General features: G+C 66.4%; 19 protein-coding genes. 5 read left to right on the plus strand and 14 right to left on the minus strand.

Features of this window, described 5'->3' with window-relative positions; all coding sequences use genetic code 11:
- Positions 1–29: 29 nt before the first annotated feature.
- The 4 genes from QMB55_RS14725 (at position 30) to QMB55_RS14740 (ending at position 3,246) form a co-directional block, all read left to right on the plus strand.
- Positions 30–647 (plus strand): indolepyruvate oxidoreductase subunit beta, encoded by a 618-nt coding sequence (locus QMB55_RS14725; RefSeq protein ID WP_497589491.1) that lies wholly within the window; start codon positions 30–32, stop codon positions 645–647.
- An 89-nt stretch (positions 648–736) separates the two neighbouring features.
- Complete coding sequence (folD, locus tag QMB55_RS14730) at positions 737–1,603, plus strand: bifunctional methylenetetrahydrofolate dehydrogenase/methenyltetrahydrofolate cyclohydrolase FolD (protein WP_497589492.1); 867 nt, start codon at positions 737–739, stop codon at positions 1,601–1,603.
- Positions 1,604–1,614: 11 nt separating this feature from the next.
- Complete coding sequence (gene purE / locus QMB55_RS14735; RefSeq protein ID WP_497589493.1) at positions 1,615–2,115, plus strand: 5-(carboxyamino)imidazole ribonucleotide mutase; 501 nt, start codon at positions 1,615–1,617, stop codon at positions 2,113–2,115.
- Between the two features lie 120 nt (positions 2,116–2,235).
- Entirely contained in the window at positions 2,236–3,246 is a 1,011-nt protein-coding gene (locus tag QMB55_RS14740; protein WP_497589494.1) for an L-threonylcarbamoyladenylate synthase, read from the plus strand.
- An 87-nt stretch (positions 3,247–3,333) separates the two neighbouring features.
- Here QMB55_RS14740 and QMB55_RS14745 read toward each other — a convergent pair whose 3' ends face one another.
- The 8 genes from QMB55_RS14745 to QMB55_RS14780 all read right to left on the minus strand — a co-directional run bounded on the left by QMB55_RS14745 (position 3,334) and on the right by QMB55_RS14780 (position 12,972).
- Complete coding sequence (locus QMB55_RS14745) at positions 3,334–3,954, minus strand: SRPBCC family protein (RefSeq protein ID WP_497589495.1); 621 nt, start codon at positions 3,952–3,954, stop codon at positions 3,334–3,336.
- Positions 3,955–3,976: 22 nt separating this feature from the next.
- A complete protein-coding gene (locus QMB55_RS14750; protein WP_497589496.1) occupies positions 3,977–5,455 on the minus strand; it encodes a hypothetical protein in 1,479 nt (492 codons plus the stop codon).
- A 444-nt stretch (positions 5,456–5,899) separates the two neighbouring features.
- Entirely contained in the window at positions 5,900–7,501 is a 1,602-nt protein-coding gene (locus QMB55_RS14755; RefSeq protein ID WP_497589497.1) for a DUF3369 domain-containing protein, read from the minus strand.
- Positions 7,502–7,504: 3 nt separating this feature from the next.
- The gene (locus QMB55_RS14760; RefSeq protein WP_497589498.1) at positions 7,505–9,085 is read right to left on the minus strand and encodes a sensor histidine kinase; all 1,581 of its coding nucleotides are present in this window, start codon (positions 9,083–9,085) and stop codon (positions 7,505–7,507) included.
- 137 nt (positions 9,086–9,222) lie between these two features.
- Positions 9,223–10,365, minus strand: a complete 1,143-nt coding sequence (locus tag QMB55_RS14765; protein ID WP_497589499.1) for a DSD1 family PLP-dependent enzyme — start codon at positions 10,363–10,365, stop codon at positions 9,223–9,225.
- A 2-nt stretch (positions 10,366–10,367) separates the two neighbouring features.
- The gene (locus tag QMB55_RS14770) at positions 10,368–11,351 is read right to left on the minus strand and encodes a threo-3-hydroxy-L-aspartate ammonia-lyase (RefSeq protein WP_497589500.1); all 984 of its coding nucleotides are present in this window, start codon (positions 11,349–11,351) and stop codon (positions 10,368–10,370) included.
- Positions 11,352–11,381: 30 nt separating this feature from the next.
- Complete coding sequence (locus QMB55_RS14775) at positions 11,382–12,353, minus strand: ornithine cyclodeaminase family protein (protein ID WP_497589501.1); 972 nt, start codon at positions 12,351–12,353, stop codon at positions 11,382–11,384.
- The gene (locus QMB55_RS14780) at positions 12,343–12,972 is read right to left on the minus strand and encodes a helix-turn-helix transcriptional regulator (protein ID WP_497589502.1); all 630 of its coding nucleotides are present in this window, start codon (positions 12,970–12,972) and stop codon (positions 12,343–12,345) included. The genes QMB55_RS14775 and QMB55_RS14780 overlap by 11 nt, the downstream gene beginning before the upstream one ends.
- Positions 12,973–13,290: 318 nt before the next feature.
- On the opposite strand from QMB55_RS14780, the gene QMB55_RS14785 reads away from it, so the two are divergent.
- Positions 13,291–13,497, plus strand: coding sequence for a cold-shock protein (locus QMB55_RS14785; protein ID WP_497589503.1), 207 nt, complete (start codon positions 13,291–13,293; stop codon positions 13,495–13,497).
- Between the two features lie 132 nt (positions 13,498–13,629).
- Here the strand turns inward: QMB55_RS14785 and QMB55_RS14790 are convergent, their stop codons facing one another.
- The 6 genes from QMB55_RS14790 to QMB55_RS14815 all read right to left on the minus strand — a co-directional run bounded on the left by QMB55_RS14790 (position 13,630) and on the right by QMB55_RS14815 (position 21,833).
- On the minus strand, positions 13,630–14,454 hold the full coding sequence (locus QMB55_RS14790; protein WP_497589504.1) for a histidinol-phosphatase HisJ family protein: 825 nt from the start codon (positions 14,452–14,454) through the stop codon (positions 13,630–13,632).
- 77 nt (positions 14,455–14,531) lie between these two features.
- Positions 14,532–15,578, minus strand: coding sequence for an ABC transporter ATP-binding protein (locus tag QMB55_RS14795; RefSeq protein ID WP_497589505.1), 1,047 nt, complete (start codon positions 15,576–15,578; stop codon positions 14,532–14,534).
- A gap of 45 nt (positions 15,579–15,623) precedes the next feature.
- Complete coding sequence (locus tag QMB55_RS14800; protein WP_497589506.1) at positions 15,624–17,831, minus strand: ABC transporter permease; 2,208 nt, start codon at positions 17,829–17,831, stop codon at positions 15,624–15,626.
- A 106-nt stretch (positions 17,832–17,937) separates the two neighbouring features.
- The gene (locus tag QMB55_RS14805) at positions 17,938–18,969 is read right to left on the minus strand and encodes an ABC transporter substrate-binding protein (protein WP_497589507.1); all 1,032 of its coding nucleotides are present in this window, start codon (positions 18,967–18,969) and stop codon (positions 17,938–17,940) included.
- Between the two features lie 254 nt (positions 18,970–19,223).
- Positions 19,224–20,522, minus strand: a complete 1,299-nt coding sequence (gene aceA, locus QMB55_RS14810; RefSeq protein ID WP_497589508.1) for an isocitrate lyase — start codon at positions 20,520–20,522, stop codon at positions 19,224–19,226.
- A gap of 285 nt (positions 20,523–20,807) precedes the next feature.
- Complete coding sequence (locus QMB55_RS14815; protein WP_497589509.1) at positions 20,808–21,833, minus strand: threonine aldolase family protein; 1,026 nt, start codon at positions 21,831–21,833, stop codon at positions 20,808–20,810.
- Positions 21,834–21,849 lie beyond the last annotated feature (16 nt).

The following is a 21,849-nucleotide window of genomic DNA, read 5'->3' on the forward strand; positions in this document are numbered from 1 at the left end:
CCGCAGCCCAGCGAAAAGGAACGAAGATCATGGCGGAAGTCACCAACATTCTCGTCGTCGGCACCGGAGGGCAGGGGGTGATGACGGCGGCCGAAATCCTCGCCGAGGCGGCGCTCGCGGAAGGGCACGACGTCAAGAAGACGGAGGTTGCCGGGATGTCGCAGCGCGGCGGCGTGGTTTCCTCGCACCTGCGCTTCGGCCCGCGCGTGCTCTCGCCGCAGATCTCGCCCGGCTGCGCCGACCTGCTGCTCGGTTTCGAGGCCGCCGAAGGCCTGCGCTGGCAGCACATGTTGCGCCCCGACGGACTGGCCCTCATCAACCTCGGGCGTCTGGTGCCGCCGGTGGTCGAGCTGGGGCTGTTCGAGTATCCCGACGATCCGATCGGTGCCGTTCAGGCCGCGGGGCGGCGGGTGGTCGCCTTCGACGCCTCGGCGCTGGCGCGCGAGATCGGTGACCTGCGCCTGGGCAATTCGGTGATGCTCGGCGCGATCGCCGACCACTTGCCCTTTTCCGCGGACGTGCTCGAGCGCTGCCTGCTGCAGCGCTTCGCGGCGCGCAAGCCGGCGCTTGTCGAACTCAACCGGCGCGCCTTTGCTGCCGGTCGCCAGGCCGCCGCGCAGGCGGTTGCCGGAGTTGCGGTAGAATAACGGCCCTTTCAGTCGGGTCCGTCACGTTGCCGGAGGTTTGCTTCGGCCCTCGGCGCGCCCGGCGTTCTTCAAGTCTTTGCGGGATGCTCATGACGGCTCAACTACTCGACGGAAACGCGCTCGGCCAGAAGCTGCGCGCCGGATTCAAACAGCGTGCGGAAGAACTTGCGGCTCAGGGCGTGCGCCCCGGCCTCGCCGTCATCCTGGTCGGCGAAGACCCGGCTTCGCAGGTGTACGTGCGCAACAAGGTCAATGCCTGCGAGCAGGCCGGCTTCCATTCCGTGAAGTGTACCTTCGCGCCTGATGTCGAACCGCAGGTGGTGCTGGCCAAGATCGCCGAACTCAACGCTGATCCGGCCATCCACGGCATCCTCGTGCAGCTGCCCTTGCCGCGCCAGTTCGACGCCGACGCCGTGCTCGACGCGATCGCCGCCGAGAAGGACGTCGACGGTTTCCGCGCCGAGAACGTCGGCGCGCTGATGCAGGGCCAGCCCTGCTTCATTCCCTGCACGCCCTACGGGGTGATGAAGTTTTTCGAGGACGCCGGGATCACCCTCAAGGGCAAGGAAGCCGTGGTCGTCGGGCGCTCGAACATCGTCGGCAAGCCGATGGCCATGCTGCTGCTGCACGCCGGCGCGACGGTGACCATCTGCCACTCGCAGACCCGCGACCTCGCCGAGCATTGCCGCCGTGCCGACATCCTGGTCGCCGCGGTCGGTCGGCCGCGGATGATCACCGGCGACATGGTCAAGCCCGGCGCGGTGGTCATCGACGTCGGCATCAACCGTCTTCAGGACGGCCCCGACGCCGGAAAACTGTGCGGGGACGTCGATTTCGCCTCGGTCAAGGACGTGGCTGCGTTCATCACTCCCGTGCCGGGCGGCGTCGGGCCGATGACGATCACCATGTTGTTGGCCAATACCCTGGAAAGCGCCGAGCGCGCCCTCAACGCTTAAGGAGACACGCAATGTCCACGCAACAACCCCTGGTCGGGATTCTCATGGGATCGGACAGCGACTGGCCGATCATGCGCAAGTGCGCTGAAACGCTTAAATCATTCGGCATCGCCTACGAGGCCAACGTCCTTTCGGCCCACCGCACTCCGGACCAGGCCCTCGACTACGCCGCGACGGCGCAGGCGCGCGGCCTCAAGGTGCTGATCGGCGCCGCCGGCGCGGCCGCTCACCTGGCCGGGGTGATGGCCGCCAAGACCGAATTGCCGGTGCTCGCCGTGCCGATGCCGTCCAAGCACTTGGGTGGTTTCGACTCGCTGCTGGCCATGGTGCAGATGCCCGGCGGCATCCCGGTCGCCACCTTCGCCATCGGTGAGGCCGGCGCGGTCAACTCGGCGCTGTTTGCGGTTGCCATGCTGGCCCTCAATGACGCCGAAACGGCCAAGAAGCTGTCGGCCTTCCGCGCCAGCCAGACCGAGAAGGTGCTGGCCAAGAAACTGACCGACCTGCCCTAATCGGGCGCAGGCTGCCCGAGGCACCTGCTGGCGTCGGCTTGCCGATGTCGTAGTCTTGGGCGATAGTACGGTCTGCAGGCCGGCCACGGGGCCGGCCGTTTTATTTTGATCGACCCGACGATGAGCGATTCCTTTGCCGACGCCGTGCGCCTGTTACAGGCCGGCGAACTCGTGGCCTTCCCGACCGAGACCGTCTACGGTCTTGGCGCCGATGCCGCCAACCCCGACGCGGTGGCGAAAATTTTTGCCGCCAAGGGCCGCCCGGCCGACCATCCGCTCATCGTGCATCTGCCTGGCGCCGCATTCCTCGAACAGTGGGCCGTCGACGTGCCGGCGGCGGCGTGGGAATTGGCCGAAGCCTTCTGGCCCGGGCCGCTGACCCTGATCCTCAAGAAAGCGCCCGGAGTGCCGCTGGCGGTGACCGGCGGACAGGACACCGTCGGCGTGCGCGTACCGGCGCATCCGGTGGCGCTCGACCTGCTGCGGGCCTACGCCCAGGCGGGCGGGGGGCAGGGCGGACTGTGCGGCGTCGCCGCGCCGTCGGCCAACCGTTTCGGACGCATCAGCCCGACCGACGCGGCGCACGTGCGCGAGGAGTTGGGCGCTGCGGTCGCGCTGGTGCTCGACGGCGGACGCTGCGCGGTGGGCATCGAATCGACCATCGTCGACCTCTCGCGCGGGGCAGACGCGCCGCCGCGCCTCTTGCGTCCCGGGCGCATCACGCCGGAGCAGATCGAAGCCGTGATCGGCGTCCGCCCGGAAGCGCCGCAGACGCCCGGGCAGGCGCCGCGCGTGTCGGGCGCGCTCGACGCGCATTACGCGCCGCTCACCCCGATGCGCGTGGTGACGACCGCCGAACTCGATGCCGCGCTCGCCGGCCTGGTCGCCGAAGGGCGCAGTTTCGGCCTGCTGGCCTACAGCGAGCACGCCGGCCAGGCCGTGCCGCCGCACGCCTTGCGCTGCTTGCCGGCCGACCCCGACGGTTATGCGCACGGCGTTTATGCCGCCTTGCGCGAACTCGATCAGGCCGGCAACGAACTGATCGTCGTCGAGGCGATCCCATCCGACCTTCGCTGGGCTGCGGTCGCCGATCGCCTGCGTCGCGCCACCTGCGGCGCCGGGGTGGCCTGAGCGGCCGGCTGAAAGCGCGCCCAAACGGCCTTCCAGCGGCGCTGGAGGGCGCGTCCCGCCGTCCTTCCAGCCCCTCGGTTCCTGACGTTATCTCTCGGTCTTTGCGCGGGCCGGTGGCCCGTCCGTCGGGCGCGCCTTCCCTTCGCGGCGGAGCATCTCGCGCGCCATCAGCGTCAGTTGTTCGTCGATCTCGTCGCGCACGAAGGGGCGCCCGACCAGTTGGGCCAGGCGTCCGTCGGGCTCGATCTCGGCGTGGTAGCGCAGTTCGGTGGTGTCGCCGTCGGGCTTGAGGCGGGCGACGCTGGAAAAGCTTCGCGCGCGTCCGGACACTTGGCGCGAGTCGATGCGCCGCGGCGCATCGAGCGTGATTTCGCGCACCGATTCGAAGTCGTAGCTGAACGGACCATAGTGCGCGGTGCCGCGTTGCAAGACCGTCAGCGTGTTGCCGGCGCGCGCGACGATGCGGCTCTCGGCGAGGTTGTTCATGATCTCGGGCATGCGTTCGAAATCGGTGAGAACCGACCAGGCGGTGGCGACGCTGACCGGCAGGCGCCCGTAGGCCTCGACGATGAACACCCCTTCCCGTTTGTCGACCCGGACCTGAATGTCCGGCAACTCTTGCGCGTGCACTCCGGGCCATGCCATGCCCAGGGCCAGCAGAAGGGCCGCGAGCCCTTGGCGTGTGCTGCGGAAACCGGCGTCGAGCATGGCAGCTTCTCCGGGCGTCGAGTCAGCGACGGTCGCGGTGCGAGATTTCAACGACGCGCGCGCGGCGCGCCAGTGTTTCGACGAGGGCGAGCGCCGCAGCGCGGTTCGGCGCGTCGAGGTTGGCGTCCCATTCGTCGAGCAGGTAGAGCGGACTGTCGGTGTTGGCCACGATTTCGCGCAACACCTGCAGTTGCCGTTCGCCCGAAGAATAGCCGGTTTTCTGGGCCGCTTCCTCGGCTGCGGAGAGGGCTTCGGGCTCGTCGGGCGGGGCGTCCTCCGTGTCCTCCGGGGCGACCTCGCCGGCCGGCCCGTTGAAGGCGAAGGCCAGGCGATCCAGGGTCGGCCAGTAGTAAGCCCGGCCCTGGAGTCGGGCCTTGAGCGCGGCCAGCAGGGTGGACTTGCCGCTGCCGTTGCAGCCGCGCACGGAAACGAGCCCCGTCGGGGCAGACAAGATGCGTGCGACGGCGTCATCGAGGTCGGTGCAAGGCGGGTGGCTTGCCGGTTCGCGCAGTTCGAGCCGGCCGAAATCGACGCGGGCGACGAAGCCGGCGTCGGGTGTTGGACGGTGATGGCTGCAGATGCCTTGGATGCGCGTCCAGAGGGCGACGAGGTCGGTGACGCCGGCCGTGAGCTGGTGCATGTCGAGCGTCATCTCGATCTGGCGCGGCAGCGTCGCCGCCAGGGCGATGAGCAGGGCGGTGTTGCCGGCACTGTCGAAGGCGATCCAGGCGGTCGTGCCGAGCACCAGCCCGAGCGCGATCAGTCCGCTCACGGCGCTCCAGCCTTCGCGCATCAGGATGGCGCGGACCTGGGCGACCAGGGCGGCCTGCAGGCGCTGCTTGAAGTCGCGGTGCCAGAGGGTGAAGTTGTAGCGGTTGCCGCTGAAGATGTTGTCCCAGGCGTTGTAGGTGCGCGCCGTCATGCGGTTGGTCATCTTCTGGTTGGCGAGGTAGGCCGCGGCCAGGGGTTTGCGGAGCGACCACTGCAGCGCGGCGAGGACGACGAAGGCGACGGCGAAAGCGGCCGGCAGGCCGGCGTCGATCTCAAGGCCGAGCACCAGGGCGTTGAACAGCAGCTGGAAGAACAGGCGCAGGTGAAATTGCAGGGTGAAGATCAGCTCGAAGCCGACGTGGAAGGTCTCGCTGGTCAAAAAGGGTTCGGTGGCTTCGCGCGCCTCGGCGTCGCCGAGCAGTTCGGTCTGGTGTCGGTTGCTGCGCGCGAAGTGCAGCATGTAGCGGGCGTAGGCGCCGAAACCGGCGCGCTCGGCGAAGATCCAGCTGACCGCGCCGGCCAGGTAGGCGAGGGTTTGGGCGAGGACGATCCAGGCGAAATTGAGCGGAACCAGCGTGTTCTCGCCGATTTCGCGCGCGATGCTGATCACCAGCCAGGTCGTTGCGGCGCTGCAGGCTTCTTGGATCAGGATCATCGCCAGCATGGCGAAGATCGCCGGGCCGAGCAGGAAGCGCAGGAAATCCCGGGGCGTGAAGGGGCGGCGCGACATGAGGGAGGGGCGGGCGGAGAAACCGGGTTTCAGGTGGCGTTAGAGGGGCGTGATCCGCAAGGCGCGGTTGCGGCGCTCAAGCGCAAAAAAGCAGACCGAGGCCTGCTTTTTTGGTGCTGCGGGAAGGCTGGGGCCTTCTTGCTGCTTTACTTCGGGGCGGGTTTCTTGCCCTTCGTTTTTTTCTTGGTGGCCATGATCAACATCCTAGAGGGTGGTTCCGAGAGAGTGTTGCGATCAGATCGCCAGCGCAGTGTAGTCCGATTGTGTAAGCAGCCTGCGGCAAGCATGTAAAAGTTTGTAATTCCGTCGCGAGCGCCTCATCGGCGGCCTTGCCGGACCGGCGGCGGTAGGTATTGCGCATCGTCGCTCGCGCAACGGCAGGGGCCGCGGAACCCGCCCGCCGGGCACGGATGCCGGCGGGCGCATTCGTTCTTGCGGCGGGGCCTACAGTTCGTTAGGGTCGACCCAGGCCTGCGGGTCGGGCTCGACGACAGCGAGCAGGGCGCCGAGGACGTCCGGGTCGAACTGGCTGCCGGCGCCGGCGCGCATGTAGGCGAGGGCCTGGTCGAGCGGCCAGGGATCCTTGTAGGGACGGCGGTGGATGAGCGCGTCGAAGACGTCGACGGCCGCCACGATCCGTGCCGCGAGCGGGATTTCCTGCCCGGAAAGTCCGCGCGGATAGCCGCTGCCGTCGAAGCATTCGTGGTGGCCGCCGGCGATCTGGGCGCCGTAGGCGAGGTAGCTCTCGCCGCTGATCAAGGCGGCGGCCTTTTCGAGGATGAGCTCGCCGTGGCGGGCGTGTTCCTTCATGACCTCGCGCTCTTCCGGGGTGTGCTTGCCGGGCTTGAGCAGGATGTGATCCGGCGTGGCGACCTTGCCCACATCGTGCAGGATGGCTGCAGTGCCGATCATGGCGCGGAAGGTCTCGGTGATGATGCCGGGGAATTTCCCCTGATGGACGAGTTCGGCCACCAGGGCGTTGGTCAGCTTCTTGACGCGGACGATGTGCGCCCCCGTGCTCTCGTCGCGGAATTCGGCGAGGTCGGCGAGGGCGATCACCGTGGCTTCGTTCGAGGCGCGCAGTTGCTGGTAAAGGAAGAGGTTGTCGAAGGCCGAGGCCATGCGGTCGCAGAACACGCCGAGCAGGTCCTTCTGGAAGTCCTCGAGCGGCCAGGGTGGGGTGAAGACGATGACGAAGCGATAGCCGTTGCGAGCGGCGAAATGAAGGACGTCGTACGGATGCTCGAAGAAGCTGTGTCCGAGGTCGAAGGCGCGGCGGACGAGGGGCGCGAAGACGTGATCGTCGCCAAGGTTGCCGCGCCCGGGCAGGTCGGCGTACTGTCCGGTGGCGGCGACGACCTCGTAGCCGGCGACCGGAGCGTCGCTGGTGCGGTGGATGCGCTGGGCGCAGAGGACGCCGTCGGCGCCAACGTCGAGAATGGCGTTGATCTGCGCCAGGACGCCGGAGGAGAACTCCTGCAGCGAGCTGTAGCGGTAGAGGTTCTCGGTGCCTTTGAGGATGCGCCGCAGCCCGAGCCGGGACTGGTCGATGACCAGCAGGCTCTCGTAGGTGCGCAGCGAGGCGAGGACGACGACGAACAGCTTGCGCGTGGTCAGCTCGGTCTTCGACTTGTAGTCGTTGATGTCGTAGTCGACGATCACCTGCTCTTCCGGCGCGTGGCCCGGCTGTCCGGTGCGCAGGACGATGCGCACCAGCGGGTTGGCGAGGTCCTTGCGGATCTGGCGGGCGAGCTTCAAGCCGGCGTCGTCGCTCTCCATGACCACGTCGAGCAGGACGATGGCCGTATCCGGGTGTTTTTGCAGCAACGTGTAGCCTTCGGCGGCGGTGTAGGCCGAATACAGCGCCAGCGGCCGGCCGCGGTAGGTGACGTCGCGCAGGGCGAGGCGAGTCATCGAGTGCACGTCGGGTTCGTCGTCGACGATCAGGATCTTCCACGGGTGCTGCTGCGACCATTCTTCGATGGTGCTGGCGACGCCAATGTCGTCGGTCATCCAGTTGTCTTCGGCCGGCGCGGTCGTGGTCATGGCTCAGTGGTCCTTTTTCGATTTTTCAGCCAGCGTTTGCGGAATCCGCAGGGTGAAGCAGGTTCCGGTGGCGGCGTCGCTGCGGACACGGACGGTTCCGCCCAAGCGTTGGGTCACGATGTTGAAGACGATGTTGAGGCCGAGGCCGGTGCCGCCTTCCGAGCGCTTGGTGGTGAAGAAGGGCTCGAAAATCTTGCTCAGGTGTTCAGGAGGAATGGGCTTGCCGTCGTTGGCGCATTCGATGATCACCCATTCGTTCTCCCGGCGCGCCCGGATCTCGATTCGCCCGCGGTCGCCTTCATTGTAGCCGTGGCGCAGGGCGTTGGTGATCAGGTTGGTGAGCACCTGGGCGAGCAGCCCGGGGTAGGTGTCCATCTGGATGTCCGCCGGGCAGTTGCAATCGACGGCGATCCCCGTTTTCTTGAATTTGGGCCGCAGGCTGGTGAGCACTTCGCTCAGGTAGGCGTCGAGTTCGAAGCTGCGCCGGGCTTCCGAAGTCTCGTCGGCGGCGACCTGTTTGAAACTCTGGATCAGGTGGGCGGCGCGTTCGGTGTTGCTGAGTACCAGCCGGGCGCCTTCGTTGACCGAATCGATGAAATTGAGGAATTCGGACTTCTTGATCGTGCCGTCGTTGACCTTGCCCTCGATCTTCTTCGATTCCTCGAGCAGGAAGGAGGCGCCGGTCACGGCGACACCGACCGGAGTGTTGATTTCGTGCGCGACGCCGGCGACGAGCGATCCGAGCGAGGCGAATTTTTCCGACTGGACGAGGCTTTCCTGCGCCAGGGTGAGGGTGTCGAGGGTGCGGGTCAGTTCGGAGTTGGTTTCGATCAGCTCTTTTTCCGCCGCATCGCGGCGTTCGATGTCCGAAGTCAGGCGGCGCTCGATCTGGTTGAAGGCCTCGACGATCTCGCCGAATTCGTCTTCGCACTTGATTTCAAGCTCGCCCCCCTGCGGGTTCTTGGCCAGGTCCTTGAACGCCAGCGAAAGTTGGGCCAGCGGTGCGATGACCAGGCGGCTGACCACCGAGAAAAGCGCGAAACCGATGACCAGGTTGAGGACGATGATCTCGATCAGCAGGTTGAGCAACTGCCGGCCGAGCAGATCGTTGAGGCGGGCGCGGGAGAAGGTGATCAGGGCGTGCCCGGCCTCGGCTTCGGGCGCTTTGGGGCGGTTGGCGAAGGTCGTGGGGAAGGTTTCGTGCAAGGGCACGCGCACCGTCTCCTCGTTCTGCAACTGGCCGCCTCCGCCGCCGCGGGCATTCGGATCGGCCGTCAGCTTGCTGCGAAAGGCGAGCAGGCTGCCGGCTGCGCTGTCACCGCCTTCGCCGACTTTCTGGAAAACGTAGATGGCCATCACGTCGGGCGAGTCGAGCTCGGCTTCGATGACGCTGGCGGCCTGGTTTTCGTCGTAGTTCCACAGGGCCTTGGCGAGGTTGACCTGCAGGCGCTTGGCCAGCTCGAGCTTGCGGCTCTCGTAGCCTTCGGTGAGGTCGGCACGCAACGAGAAATACGAGAACATCGACGACACAAGGAGCACTACGGTGACGACCAGGAACAACAGCAGGTTGAGCTTGAAGCGCATGCGTTTCCCTCGTAAGTCGCACTCGGCGCCGGCCTTTGCGCTTCAGGTCGGCGGTCGGCCAGCGGCGTGTGTTTGCACGCCGTGGAGATACTATCGACGATAGCGCCTTGCGCTCTGGCTGGCAAGCCCGGTCCTGCCTACCACCCGTGCAGGCGCGGCCAGGTTTGGCATTCGCCGTTTTCCATACGACAGTGGTATTCCGGGAACTGGGCCCCGGTGGCACAGGCGTGGTTGGGGAGGATGCGCAGCCGGCTGCCGATCGGGAAGCGGGTGGCAATGTCGGCGTCGGGTAGGGGGCCGTCGACGCGGGCAACGATGCCGTGTTCCTGGTTGGCGTCGCAGACCGTGTAGCCTTCGAGCGGGGTGCCGTCGAGGGTGCAGACCTGTCCGTAGCCGAAGTCGCGGCCCTGTTTTTGCGTCCCGCGGTCGCGACTCAGTGCCATCCAGCCGGCATCGACGATGGCCCAGCCCTTTTCCGTCTGGTGGCCGATCACCGTGGTCAGCACGGACAGGGCGATTTCGTCCTGGCGGCAGACGCCGACGTTGTGCATGACCAGGTCGAAGAAGACATAGACGCCCGCACGGACCTCGGTGACGCCGTCGAGCGCTTCCGCGCCGAGCGCGGTGGGGGTCGAGCCGATGCTGACGTTGGCGCAGGGCAGCCCGGCGGCGCGCAGGCGTGCTGCGGCCTGTACGCAGGCGGCGCGTTCCTGTTCGGCGATCGCCGCCAACGCGGTGGGCGTGCGGCAGGCGTAGCTCGATCCCGCGTGGGTGAGCACGCCGCCCAGTCGGGCAGGCCCCGCCGCGAGTCGGCGGCCGACTTCGAGCAGTTGCGGATCGTCGGGGCGGAGGCCCGAGCGGTGGCCGTCGCAGTCGATTTCGATCCACACCTCGAGGCTGCAGGCGTGCGCCTGGCAGAAGTCGACGATGGTCTGCGCCGTGAGCGCGTTGTCGGTGATGATCTTGAGTTCGCAGCCCGCTTCGCGCAGCGCCAGTGCTTGCGGCAGCTTGTCCGGGCTGATGCCGACGGCGTAGAGGATGTCGGTGACGCCGGCGGCGAAGAAATGGCGCGCTTCCTTGAGCGTCGATACGGTGATCCCGTGCGCGCCGGCGGCGAGTTGGGCGAGCGCCACGGGGGTGCATTTGCTGGTCTTGACGTGCGGCCGGAAGCCCACGCCGAGCGCATCCATGCGCCGCTGCAGGCGACGGACGTTGGCCTGCATGCGGGCGTGGTCGATGATGGCCGCGGGCGTGTCGAGGGCTTGGAGTTTCTCGTTCATGTTCAGCAGCCACCGTTGCCGGTTAAGGCGCAGAAGCGCTGCAGGTCGACGTTGCCGCCGCTGATCACGACGCCGACGCGCTGGCCGCGCAGCGCCTCCGGCATGGTCCGGGCGGCGGCCAGGCCGAGGCAACCCGTCGGTTCGACGATCAGCTTCATGCGGCTGGCGAAGAAACGCATGGCCTCGACGAGTTGGAGGTCGGAAGCAGTGAGGATGTCGTCGACGTCGCGCCGGATGAGGGCGAAAGTGTATTGGCCGAGGTGTTGGGTCTGGGCGCCGTCGGCGATCGTCACCGGGGTGTCGATGTGCACGATTTCGCCGCTGCGGAACGAGCGCTGGCCGTCGTTGCCGGCCTCGGGTTCGACGCCGTAGATGCGGCAGCGCGGCGACAGCGCGCGCGCGGCGAGCGCCGATCCGGAGAGCAGGCCGCCGCCGCCGAGACAGACGAAAAGGGCGTCGAGCTCACCGACCTCCTCGATCAGTTCCTTGACCGCCGTGCCCTGGCCGGCGATGACGTCCGGATGGTCGTAGGGCGGGATCAGCGTCAGTCCCTGTTCCTCCGCCAGTTTGCGGCCGATGGCTTCCCGGTCTTCGGTGTAGCGGTCGTAGAGTACGACCTTGCCGCCGTAGCCGCGGGTCGCGGCGACTTTCATCGCCGGCGCGTCGTTGGGCATGACGATGGTGGCCGGCATCCCCAGCAACGCGGCCGATAAGGCGATCGCTTGCGCGTGGTTGCCCGAGGAAAACGTGACCACGCCGGCCCGGCGCTGACGTTCATCAAAGCGCGAGAGGGCGTTGAAGGCGCCGCGGAACTTGAAGGCGCCCATGCGCTGCAGGTTCTCGCACTTGAAGAACACCTCGGCGCCGAGTTCGGCGTTCATCGTGCGCGAGGTCATTACCGGCGTGCGGTGGGCGTGGCCGGCGAGGCGCTGGCTGGCGGCTTCGACGTCGGCGTAGGTGGGCAGCGGGAGAGGCGGGAGGGACATGGCGGCGTTCCGGATGAGTGAAAACGGGATTTACCAGGGCCAGGGAATGCGCGTGCCGAGATCGTGTTCGCACGCGCGCTCGAACAGCATTCGGGCGGTGGTCAGGTCTTGCAGTGCGAGCCCGGTCATGTCGAAGACGGTGATGTCTTCGGGCGCGCGTTGGAAAACGTCGGCGCCGGTCAGCAGGGCGCCCAGCTCGCCGCTCGGGACTTCGGGTGCCCATTGGCTTTCGCCGATGCGGCGCGCCTGCTCGCGGTCGTCAACGAAGAGGCGGGCACGTTCCAGCAGGCCGGGCGGCAGTTCCCGCTTGCCCTGGGTGTCGGCGCCGACGCAGTTGAGGTGCGTGCCCGGCTGCACGGCGCTGGCGGAAAACAGCGGCCCCGCCCCCGGGGTGGCGGTGATGACGAGGTCGCTGGCGGCGACCGCGGCGTCGCGGTCGGTGGCCAGTTGCGGGCGGCAGCGCGGCGCGAACTGTGCTTCGAACGCCGGGTCCGGGGCGCCGTCGACGCTGACGTAGCGCAGTTCGTCGAGGCTCGGCATGAGGCGCAAGGCGAAACTCGTTTGGATGCGTGCCTGCACCCCCGTGCCGAAGACGCACAGGCGGCGGCAGTCGGGACGGGCCAGATGCTGCAGCCCGAGGCCGCCGGCGGCGCCGGTACGTAGCGTGGTGATGCGGTTGCCGTCGATCACGCACACGGGCCGGCCGGTCGCCGGATCGAAGAGCAGGATCGTGGCCTGATGCGGTTCGCCGCCCTGAGCGCGATTGGCGGGCCAGAAGCCGGCGGCCTTGAACCCGAGCAGGTGCTGGCTGGCGACGTCACCGGCCTTGATGCCGAAGATGCCGCCGCCGGGGAGTGCCTCGCGGATCATCGGGAACACGCGGCCTTCCTGGCGGTTGTGCAGGCAGAAGGCTTCACGCACGGCGGCCAGTGCATCGTCGGGGCTGAGCAGGCGGTCGATGGCGTCCCGGTCGAGCAGGAGGAGGCTGGCTTTAGCGCGCATCGCTGTACACCGTCGCCCGAGAGACCCCCAGATGCCGGGCGACGGTCTCCATCGCGCGGCGGAATTCGAGGCAGCCTTCGGTCTTGAGTTCGCGGATCAGCGTCCGGCGTGCATCGGGCTTGAGCGCGCGCGGGGTTGTCCCCCGCTGCGCGGCGAACTGGTCGATGCGCTGGCGGATCGCGTCGGCGCCGAGCGGGGCGAGGGTTTCGGGTCGCATTGGCGTCTCGCCGGTGCGCACGAATTGCGCGACCGTCTGCTGCATGCCGAGGAAGAAGCTCAGGTCGGCGTTGAGGCACAGGGCGGCGATGTAGCGCCCGCTCGAATCGCGAATGCCGATCGAGGTGCTCTTGACCGGGCGGCCGTCGGCGTAGCGGTTGGCGTAGTTCGCCAGGACCTGCGGAAACTCGGGGTCGGCGATCCGGGCCAGGCCGAGTTCGGTGGCGGGGGCCCCGACTTCGCGGCCGGACTGGTTGTTGTGGATGGCCAGGATGGCGTGCTCGGGGTGGAGCAGGTCATGCACCACGACCTCGCAAAACGGCGCCAGGGTTTCGCCCAGGCCGCGGGCGATGTGCTGGACCTGTTCGAGGAGCAGGTGCTGTTCAGTGGTGGGGCGTGGCATTGATACAAAATATCCAGAGTTGGACAAAGTGTCAATTTTCGGTTGCTGACGATTCCGGCGCTATGGAATAAAACTGGTTGTTCTACGTGGAGTGTGTGTTTTTTGCCTCCAATTCCCGCTGGGGGTGAAATAAAAGCTTGTCTTTGGCGCCAATCACGCGCATAGTTCCGCCAGCGATTCTCAAGCAGTGCCGTTGCTGTTTGGCCAAGTGAGCGCGTTCGCGACCGCTTCCTGCATCATCCCGCCGTCTTGGAATTCGCCCCATAGCATCGGGGCACACCCCGTTTTTTTTCTACTTTTTTTGTGGATTTCTTAGACATGGCAACTGGTACCGTTAAGTGGTTCAATGATTCCAAAGGTTTCGGCTTTATCAGCCCGGATGGCGGCGGTGAAGATCTCTTCGCCCATTTCTCGGCCATTCAGTCGAAAGGCTTCAAGTCGCTCAAGGAAGGCCAGCGCGTCACGTTCGACGTGAGCACCGGCCCGAAGGGCTTGCAAGCTGCGAACATCTGCCCGATCGACTGATCGACGTGCTCATGACCGGTGGCTTGCCCCGGTCTTGACGGCAGAACAAAGGCCCGCTTCGTGCGGGCTTTTTTTGTTTGTGCTTCGCCTCTTCGCTTTGCCGTATCGGCCGATATTACGGCCGGACACGGGCTACGCCGCGCTTGCGGACAGTGGCACGGCGATTTCCTGGCGCGCTTCGAAGCGGACGAGCTCGCGTACCCCGAGGTCGCGCAGTTCGGCCACCGTCTCGGCGAAATGGCGCCCGACGCTGTGCGGCGCGTGGGCGTCGGAGCCGAGGGTGAGCGGCACGCCCGCTGCGGCGAGGCAGGCGACGATGTCGCGCCCGGGCATTGACTCTCCGGCCGGGGCATCGCGCCCCGAGGTGTTGATTTCGACCGCGACGCCGGCGGCCAAGAGGTCGGGGATCAGCGGTTCGACGTAGGCGAGCATCCCGCTGCGCGGCCGGCGGCCCATCTTCTTGGGCAGGTCGAGGTGGCCGACGATGTCGCAGAAACCGGCGCGCAGCATGACGCCGAGCTGATGGAAGTAGAGTTCGCAGACGTCTTCGATGTGCCACTCGTCGTACATCGCCGGCTCCTGCAGTTTTTCGAAGCCGATGTTGTGCACCGAGCCGATGATGTAGTCCCACGGGTACTGCTGCTGGACGGCGAAGGCTTCGTCGAGACGGCTGGGGATGAAATCCATCTCCATGCCCAGGCGGATGTTGAACGGCTGCGCACCACCCCGGTCGTAGCGGGCCTGCAGCGCGCGAACATCAGCGACGTAGGCATCGAGCTCGTCGGCCTGCATCGCGTAGCGGCGTCCCCGGTTGTCGTGCAGCATCCAGTGGCTGTGATCGGAAAAGCCGAAGTCGCGCAGGCCGAGGGCCAGCGCGCGCTCGACGTAGGCGGTCATTTCGCCGCTGGCGTGGCCGCAGCGCGTGGTGTGGTTGTGCAGATCGATGAGGCCGAGCATGCGGAGTTTCTGAGCAAGGAAAAGGAAACCGGGCACCGCGATTCAGCGCCCGGAGCGTGGTGTGGCGCGGCGCGCGCCTAGTCGGCTTTGACCACCGAGACGCCGTGGTCGGCGAGCATCAGTCCGATCTCGCTGCCCAGCGGCAGGACGTCGGTAAGCTCGGGCGAGACGACGAAGATGTTACCGAGTTCGGTCTTGAAGGTGTACTCGTAGAAGCTGCCGAGGTAGGAGCGCTTGATGAGCGTGCTCGCGAGCCCTTGGCCGTCGCGCTGGATCTGCCAGGCTTCGGGCCGCACGGCGACTTTGACGGCACCGGGGCCGAGCGCCTGCTTCGGTTCGATGCTGAGCGGCCCGAGCGCGACGCGGCCGGCGGCGTCGGCGATGCCGGGGAAGAGCATGGCCTCGCCCATGAATCCGGCGACGAATTCGGTCTGCGGGCGCTCGTACATGTCCTGCGGCGAACCGCTCTGGGCGATGAGGCCGTCGTTCATGACGATGATCAGGTCGCTGACCGCGAGCGCCTCGCTCTGGTCGTGCGTGACGTAGGCGACGGTGAGGCCCAGCCGTTGCTGGATGGCGCGGATTTCCTCGCGCATGTCGCGGCGCAGGCGGGCGTCGAGGTTGGAGAGCGGCTCGTCGAACAGCAGCACGCCGGGTTCGAGGACCAGCGCGCGCGCCAGGGCGACGCGTTGCTGCTGCCCGCCGGAGAGTTCGCTTGGCATGCGTTCGTCGTAGCCGACGAGGCCGACGTTGGCCAGCGCTTCGATGGCGCGCTGGCGGGCGGCGTCCTTCGCCTGTCCGGACATGCGCAGGCCGTACATGACGTTCTCGACGACGTTCATGTGCGGGAAGAGCGCGTAGCTCTGGAACATCATGCTCACGTTGCGGTCGGCCGGGCCGAGCGTGGTGACGTCCTTGCCTTCCATCAGGATCTGGCCGGCGGTCGGCGACTCGAGGCCGGCGATCATCCGTAGCACCGTGGTTTTGCCGCAGCCCGACGGGCCGAGGATGGTGGTCAGGGTGCCTTTCTCGATGGCGAAGCTCACGCCCTTGACGGCGTAGGGGCCGTTCGGGTCGGTGCCGTAGCGCTTGGTGATGTTCCTGAATTCGACGCCGATGCTCATGGTTGTTGTCCGGAAGCAGAAGGTGGGAGGGGGCGGGAAGATCGCTCAGCCGGTCGTCAGCGGCACGGCCGGGGCGCTCCGTCGCCGCCCCAGTTTACGTTCGCCGACAAGGTACTGGATGAGCGCGATGATCACCGACATGAGGATGATCAGCGCCGTGCAATAGGCCAGGGCGATGCCGTAGTCACCGTTGCCGACGCGGCCGATGATGTAGGTGGTCGCCAGTTCGTTCTCGGCGGTGACGAGGAAGATGACCGCGCTGATCGTGGTCATGGCGCGGGCAAAGCTGTAGACCAGCGCGGCGACGAGCGCCGGCTTGAGCAGTGGCAGGGCGACGGCGAAGAGCGTCTGCGCGGTCGTCGCGCGCAGGGTGAGCGAGGCTTCGTCGAGCGACTTGTCGAGCTGCTTGAAGGCCGCCATGCCGGCCTGCACGCCGACCGGCAGGTTGCGGAAGAGGAAGCACACCACGATGATCAGTCCGGTGCCGGTGAGTTCGATCGGCGGCACGTTGAAGGCCAGGATGTAACTGACCCCGAGGACGGTGCCGGGGATGGCGAAGGAGAGCAGGGCAACGAATTCGAAGGCGTGGCGCCCCTTGAACTCGATGCGCGAGAGCAGGTAGGCGATGAGCAGTCCGATGATCGCGGTGATCGGCGCCGAGATGCCGGCGAGCTTGAGCGTGGTGAACATCGAGTTCCACGCCGTGCCAGACCAGACCAAGCCGAACTGACCCCATTCCAGGCCGAAGGCGGTGGAAAAATGCGCAAGGGTGAGCGTGTAGTCGCGGCCCCAGGTTTTCACGAAGCCGCCGGCAAAGGCGAAGAGATAGACGATCAGCGTGAAGGCGAGCCAGGGATAGACGAAAACGACCAGGGTGCGCCGGACGCCGGCGGGCAGGCGCATCGGGATGCCCGAGTCGCCCTTGCCGCTGACCGTGGTGAACTGGCGTTTGCCCAACAACCCCTGTTGCAAGGCGAAGACCCCCAGGGCAAAGAGGGTCAGGATCCAGGCCAGCGAGGCGGCGCGGCCTTGGTCGTACTGGGCGCCGACGATGGCGAAGAAGACTTCGGTCGACAACACCGAGAACTGGCCGCCGACAACGATGGGATTGCCGAAGTCGGCGATGCTCTCAACGAAGCCGACCAGAAAGGCCTTGGCGAGGCCCGGCTTGAGCAGCGGCAGGGTGATGGTGAAGAAGGTCTTGCTGCGGTCCGCGCGCAGCGTCTGTGCGGCTTCTTCCATGCTCGGCGCGATGCCTTGCACGACGCCGCGCATGATCATGAAGGCGATCGGGGTAAAGGCGAACATCTGCGCGATCCAGACGCCGAAAGACCCGTAAAACCAGCGCGTCGGTGGAATATCGAAAGCGTATTCGAGGAACTGGTTGACGATGCCCGCGCGCCCGAAGAGCAGGATCAAGCCGAGGCCGACGACGAAGGGCGGGGTGATGATCGGCAGCAGGGCAACGACGCGCAGCGGCGTTTGCACGCGCGGCCCGGCGGCGCGCTCGGCGAGCAGGGCCATCAGGGTGCCGAGCACGGTGGTGCCAGCGGCGCAGGCCAGGGCCAGGAACAGCGTGTTCCAGGCGACGCCACAGCGCAGGCCTCCGGCCAGGCAGGAGAGGCTCCAGATGCGCTCGTCGCCGACCCGGGCGAAGATGGCCAGCAGCGACCACTGCCCCGTTTCGTCGATGAAGGCGCTGGACAGCGCCTTGGCGACCGGGAAGGCGATGAACAGCGCCAGCAAGGCCGAGCAGGTCAGGACCGAGGCGGCGATGAACAGGTCGCCCTTGAAATAGCCGACGCGGGCCAGGCCGAAGGCGGTCAGGACGAGCAGGGCGAGCAGGACCACGAAGGCCCCGGCGCCCATGCCGAACTGGTTGCTGGCCAGTTCGCCGAATGCAGCCGCGAGGGGCGCGTAGGACCAGCCGCGGGCGCCGATGGCAAAGCCGCTGAACAGCAGGCCGGCGAGGCCGAGTACGCCGCCTGCGAGCAGCCAGGCACCTTGCGTACGCCCCGGGCGAACGCACAGCCCGAGGCCCGCGATGCCCAGTCCGATGAGGCCGAAGAGCAGCCAGGGGCGCTGGTGCTCAAGGGCCTGGACGAGGCCGTTGGCGGTTTCGGGGCCGGCGAAAATCTGCCCGAGTACCTGATACCAGGCGGTGTCGTGGATGGTGTACCAGGGCAACAGGAGAAACCCCAGCAGTCCGGCGCTCAACCAGGCGATGATGGCGGTGTTCGGATTCTTCTTCATCAAAGTCGATGCGGTAAGGGGCGGCTATGGGGTGCTGCCCGAGGTTGGCGGTAAGGCGAAGATCCCCGCCCGCGCCAGTGGGCGGGCGGGGATTGGGGGCGCGGAATTAGCGCGGCAGGGTATTGACTTCTTTTTCCCAGCGCGCGATCAGGCGCCGACGTTCGGCGCTGGTGCCGTACTTGGCGTAGTCGTAGTCGATGAACTTGATCGTCTTGAAGTCCGGGATGCGCGGATCGATCTTGGCGTGCTTGTTCGACGGCAACTGGAACTGCTTGGTCGCCGCGGCCATTTCCTGCGCCGCCGGGGTGAGCGCCCACTCGTAGAATTTCTTCGCCGCGGCGGTGTTGCGCGCGCCCTTGATCAGGCTCATCGAGCCGATTTCGGCACCGGTGCCTTCGCTTGGCGTTACCGTCTCGACCGGAAAGCCGTTGAGCTTTTCACCCGGTGCGTCGTGGATGAAGCTGATCGAAACGGCCGATTCGCCGCGTGCCACCGCCTTGATCGGGCCGGTGCCCGAGCGGGCATACTGGCCGACGTTGCGATGCAGGCCCTTGAGGTATTCGAAGGCCTTGTCCTCGCCCATCAGCTGCACCAGCGTGGCGATCATGGTGTAGGCGGTGCCGCTCGAACTCGGGTTGGCGACCTGAATTTCACCCTTGTACTCGGGCTTGAGCAGGTCGGCCCAGGTCTTGGGCACGGCGAGCTTGCGCTTGGCGAGCAGTTCGGTGTTGTAACCGAAGCCGAGCGGTCCGGAATAGATGCCGACGGTCTTGTAGCCCGATTGACGGGCTTGTTGCTCGGCCCACGGATGCAGGTCGGCGAGCGAAGGTGACTTGTACTCGGCGGTGAGGCCGAGTTCTGCGGCCTGCAGGTGAGGGTCGCCGGTGCCGCCGAACCAGACGTCGGTCTTGGGGTTGTCCTTCTCGGCGATCAGTTGGGCCAGTGCTTCGCCCGAGCCTTTTTGCACGATGTTGATCTTGGCGCCGGTGGTGCGGGCGTAGACCGTGCCGATCATGCTGCACCATTCCGCTTGCACGGAGCAGATGATGTTCAGTTGCCCGGCGCCTTGCGCATGGGCAGCGAAGGCGCCGACCGAGAGCGCGGTGGCGAGGAGCGTACGACGCAAGAGCTTGGACATGACCTTTCCCCTTCATTGTTGTTGTGGCGTGTGCAGCCGCAGGACAGACGGCCGCATGGCGGGGACTGTAGTCGATCGGCCGACGCGCGTCGATATGCGCGCGAGCGGGCGGAGGGCCTCTGAAAGCACACTGAAAGCCGAATGAAAGCCGCCGTCGCAGGGGCGGCGACGGCGGTGGGTAACGTCTCGAGGGAAGGCCTGCAAGGCAAGCAGGACGGGCGTTTTCGGGCGGCTGCAGCGCCCGTCCCTTGGGCCTAGTGGAACTGCGCTTCTTCGGTCGATCCGGTGAGCGCGGTGACTGACGAAGCTCCGCCCTGAATGACGGTGGTGACGTCGTCGAAATAGCCGGTGCCGACTTCCTGCTGGTGCGAGACGAAGCTGTAGCCGCGTTCGCGGGCTGCAAATTCGGGCTCCTGCACTTTTTCGACGTAGGCCGTCATGCCGCGCGCCACGTAGTCCTGCGCCAGGTCGAACATGTTGAACCACATCGAGTGGATGCCGGCCAAGGTGATGAACTGGTACTTGTAGCCCATGGCCCCGAGCTCGCGCTGGAATTTGGCGATCGTTGCATCGTCGAGGTTCTTGCGCCAGTTGAACGACGGCGAGCAGTTGTACGCCAGCATCTTGCCCGGGTGGTGGGCATGCACGCCTTCAGCGAAGCGGCGCGCGAAGGCGAGGTCGGGGGTGCCGGTTTCGCACCACACGATGTCGGCATATTCGGCGTAGGCGACGGCGCGCGAGATCGCTTGGGCGAGGCCTTTGCGCGTCTTGAAGAAGCCTTCGGCGGTGCGCTCGCCGGTGAGGAAAGGCTCGTCGTTGGCGTCGTAATCCGAGGTCAGCAGGTCGGCGGCCTCGGCGTCGGTGCGCGCGATGACCAGCGTCGGCACGCCGCAGACATCGGCGGCGAGGCGCGCCGCGATCAGCTTCTGGATCGCCTCCTGGGTGGGAACGAGCACCTTGCCGCCCATGTGGCCGCACTTCTTGACCGAAGCGAGCTGGTCTTCGAAATGCACGCCGGCGGCGCCGGAACGGATCATCGCCTTCATCAGCTCGAAGGCGTTGAGCACGCCCCCGAAACCGGCTTCGGCGTCGGCGACGATGGGCGCGTAATAGTCGACGAAATCCGGATGCCCGGCGCCGATGCCCTTGGCGCACTGAATTTCGTCGGCGCGGCGGAAGGCGTTGTTGATCCGCTCGACGACCTTGGGCACCGAATCGACCGGATAGAGGGACTGATCCGGGTACATCGCGGCGTAGTTGTTGTTGTCGGCAGCAACCTGCCAGCCGGAGAGGTAGATGGCCTTGACCCCGGCCTTGACCTGCTGCATCGCCTGGCCGCCGGTGAGGGCGCCGAGGCAATTGACGTAGGGTTCGTGGTTGACGAGTTGCCAGAGCCGCTCTGTTCCATGCCGGGCGAGCGTGTGCTCGATCGGGAGGTTGCCGCGCAGACGCACGACATCGGCGGCGGAGTAGCCGCGCTTGATGCCTTTCCAGCGCGGGTTCTCGGCCCAGTCCTTTTCCAGTGCCGCAATGTGTTGTTCGCGATTGCTCATGATCGACCTCTCGAAAATCAAAAAATGACCGGAAGGAAGTGCAAGCTGCCGGGGCGCGGGAGCGAATCGCGAGGAATGCAGGCAGGTTGTGCAGAGCAGTATACGAGGCGCACAAGGGTGAAACAAGTGTCTTATATAAGACAGAAGAATTTATTTTTTCTTTACTATTTAATGGGTTGTGTCCTTTTTCCCGTATTGCGCGATGACGTTCTTGCGATACGAAACCGCGTCTTCAACGAGACCGCGCTGACCGGCCTGGAGGGCGCGGTCAGGACGGTCATGAACTCAGCGTGCCAGCGCGTGAATGTCGGCGAGCAAGGCGTCGACGCTGGCCGGGGTGGTGTCCCAGGCGCACATGAAGCGTGCCCCGCCTGCGCCGATGAAGGTGTAGAAGCGCCAGCCACGGTTGCGCAGCCCTTCCAGGACGGGCTGCGGCAGTTCGACGAAAACGCCGTTGGCTTCCACCGGAAACAGCAACCGGGCGCCCGGGGTGTTGCGCAGCCCGTCGGCCAGTCGCCGAGCCATGGCATTGGCGTGAGCAGCGTGGCGCAGCCAGGCGCCGTCGGCGAGAATGCCGAGCCACGGAGCTGAAAGGAAGCGCATCTTGGAGGCCAGCTGTCCGGCTTGTTTGCAGCGGTAGGCGAAGTCTTCGGCGAGTTCGCGGTTGAAGAAGACGACAGCCTCGCCAACTGGCAAGCCCATCTTGGTGCCGCCGAAACAGAGCACGTCGACGCCCGCGCGCCAGGTGATGTCGGCCGGATCAACGTCCAGCGAGGCGACGGCGTTGGCAAAGCGGGCGCCGTCCATATGCACGCGCAGTCCGTGGGCGTGCGCGGCGCGGGCGATGGCTCCGATTTCGTCGGGGCGATAGACCGTGCCGATTTCGGTGGCCTGGGTCAGCGTGACGACGCGCGGTTTCGGGTAGTGGATGTCGCTACGCTTGCCGATGGCGTTGAGCACGGCCTCCGGGGTGAGCTTGCCGTTGTCGCCGCCGGCAGGCAGGAGCTTGGAGCCGTTGGAGAAGAATTCGGGGCCGCCGCATTCGTCGGTTTCGACGTGAGCGAGTTCGTGGCAGACCACGCTGTGATAGCTCTGGCAGAGCGAGGCCAAGGCCAGAGAATTGGCCGCAGTGCCGTTGAACACGAAATAGACGTCGCAATCGGTGGCGAAGACTTCGCGCAGGCGGTCGGATACTTGGCGCGTCCACTCGTCATCACCGTAGGCCGGAGCGTGTCCGGCGTTGGCGTCGAGCAGCGCGGCAAGGGCTTCCGGGCAGATGCCCGCGTAATTGTCGCTGGCAAAGTGTTGCATGGTCGGGGCTCCTGTG

It is taken from the genome of Propionivibrio sp., from assembly GCF_041441355.1.
In the GTDB taxonomy this organism is placed as follows: Bacteria; Pseudomonadota; Gammaproteobacteria; order Burkholderiales; family Rhodocyclaceae; genus Propionivibrio.

Excerpts from the sequence above, each read along its gene's own strand:
- QMB55_RS14770 (WP_497589500.1), bottom strand. The coding sequence starts at position 11,351 with ATGTCCCTCCCGCCTCTCCCGCTGCCCACCTACGCCGACGTCGAAGCC.
- QMB55_RS14785 (WP_497589503.1), top strand. The coding sequence starts at position 13,291 with ATGGCAACTGGTACCGTTAAGTGGTTCAATGATTCCAAAGGTTTCGGC.
- QMB55_RS14725 (WP_497589491.1), top strand. The coding sequence starts at position 30 with ATGGCGGAAGTCACCAACATTCTCGTCGTCGGCACCGGAGGGCAGGGG.
- QMB55_RS14775 (WP_497589501.1), bottom strand. The coding sequence starts at position 12,353 with ATGCGCGCTAAAGCCAGCCTCCTCCTGCTCGACCGGGACGCCATCGAC.
- QMB55_RS14815 (WP_497589509.1), bottom strand. The coding sequence starts at position 21,833 with ATGCAACACTTTGCCAGCGACAATTACGCGGGCATCTGCCCGGAAGCC.
- QMB55_RS14750 (WP_497589496.1), bottom strand. The coding sequence starts at position 5,455 with ATGTCGCGCCGCCCCTTCACGCCCCGGGATTTCCTGCGCTTCCTGCTC.
- QMB55_RS14740 (WP_497589494.1), top strand. The coding sequence starts at position 2,236 with ATGAGCGATTCCTTTGCCGACGCCGTGCGCCTGTTACAGGCCGGCGAA.
- QMB55_RS14795 (WP_497589505.1), bottom strand. The coding sequence starts at position 15,578 with ATGAGCATCGGCGTCGAATTCAGGAACATCACCAAGCGCTACGGCACC.
- QMB55_RS14745 (WP_497589495.1), bottom strand. The coding sequence starts at position 3,954 with ATGCTCGACGCCGGTTTCCGCAGCACACGCCAAGGGCTCGCGGCCCTT.
- purE (WP_497589493.1), top strand. The coding sequence starts at position 1,615 with ATGTCCACGCAACAACCCCTGGTCGGGATTCTCATGGGATCGGACAGC.
- QMB55_RS14790 (WP_497589504.1), bottom strand. The coding sequence starts at position 14,454 with ATGCTCGGCCTCATCGATCTGCACAACCACACCACGCGCTGCGGCCAC.
- QMB55_RS14800 (WP_497589506.1), bottom strand. The coding sequence starts at position 17,831 with ATGAAGAAGAATCCGAACACCGCCATCATCGCCTGGTTGAGCGCCGGA.
- QMB55_RS14780 (WP_497589502.1), bottom strand. The coding sequence starts at position 12,972 with ATGCCACGCCCCACCACTGAACAGCACCTGCTCCTCGAACAGGTCCAG.
- QMB55_RS14805 (WP_497589507.1), bottom strand. The coding sequence starts at position 18,969 with ATGTCCAAGCTCTTGCGTCGTACGCTCCTCGCCACCGCGCTCTCGGTC.
- QMB55_RS14760 (WP_497589498.1), bottom strand. The coding sequence starts at position 9,085 with ATGCGCTTCAAGCTCAACCTGCTGTTGTTCCTGGTCGTCACCGTAGTG.
- QMB55_RS14755 (WP_497589497.1), bottom strand. The coding sequence starts at position 7,501 with ATGACCACGACCGCGCCGGCCGAAGACAACTGGATGACCGACGACATT.
- aceA (WP_497589508.1), bottom strand. The coding sequence starts at position 20,522 with ATGAGCAATCGCGAACAACACATTGCGGCACTGGAAAAGGACTGGGCC.
- folD (WP_497589492.1), top strand. The coding sequence starts at position 737 with ATGACGGCTCAACTACTCGACGGAAACGCGCTCGGCCAGAAGCTGCGC.
- QMB55_RS14765 (WP_497589499.1), bottom strand. The coding sequence starts at position 10,365 with ATGAACGAGAAACTCCAAGCCCTCGACACGCCCGCGGCCATCATCGAC.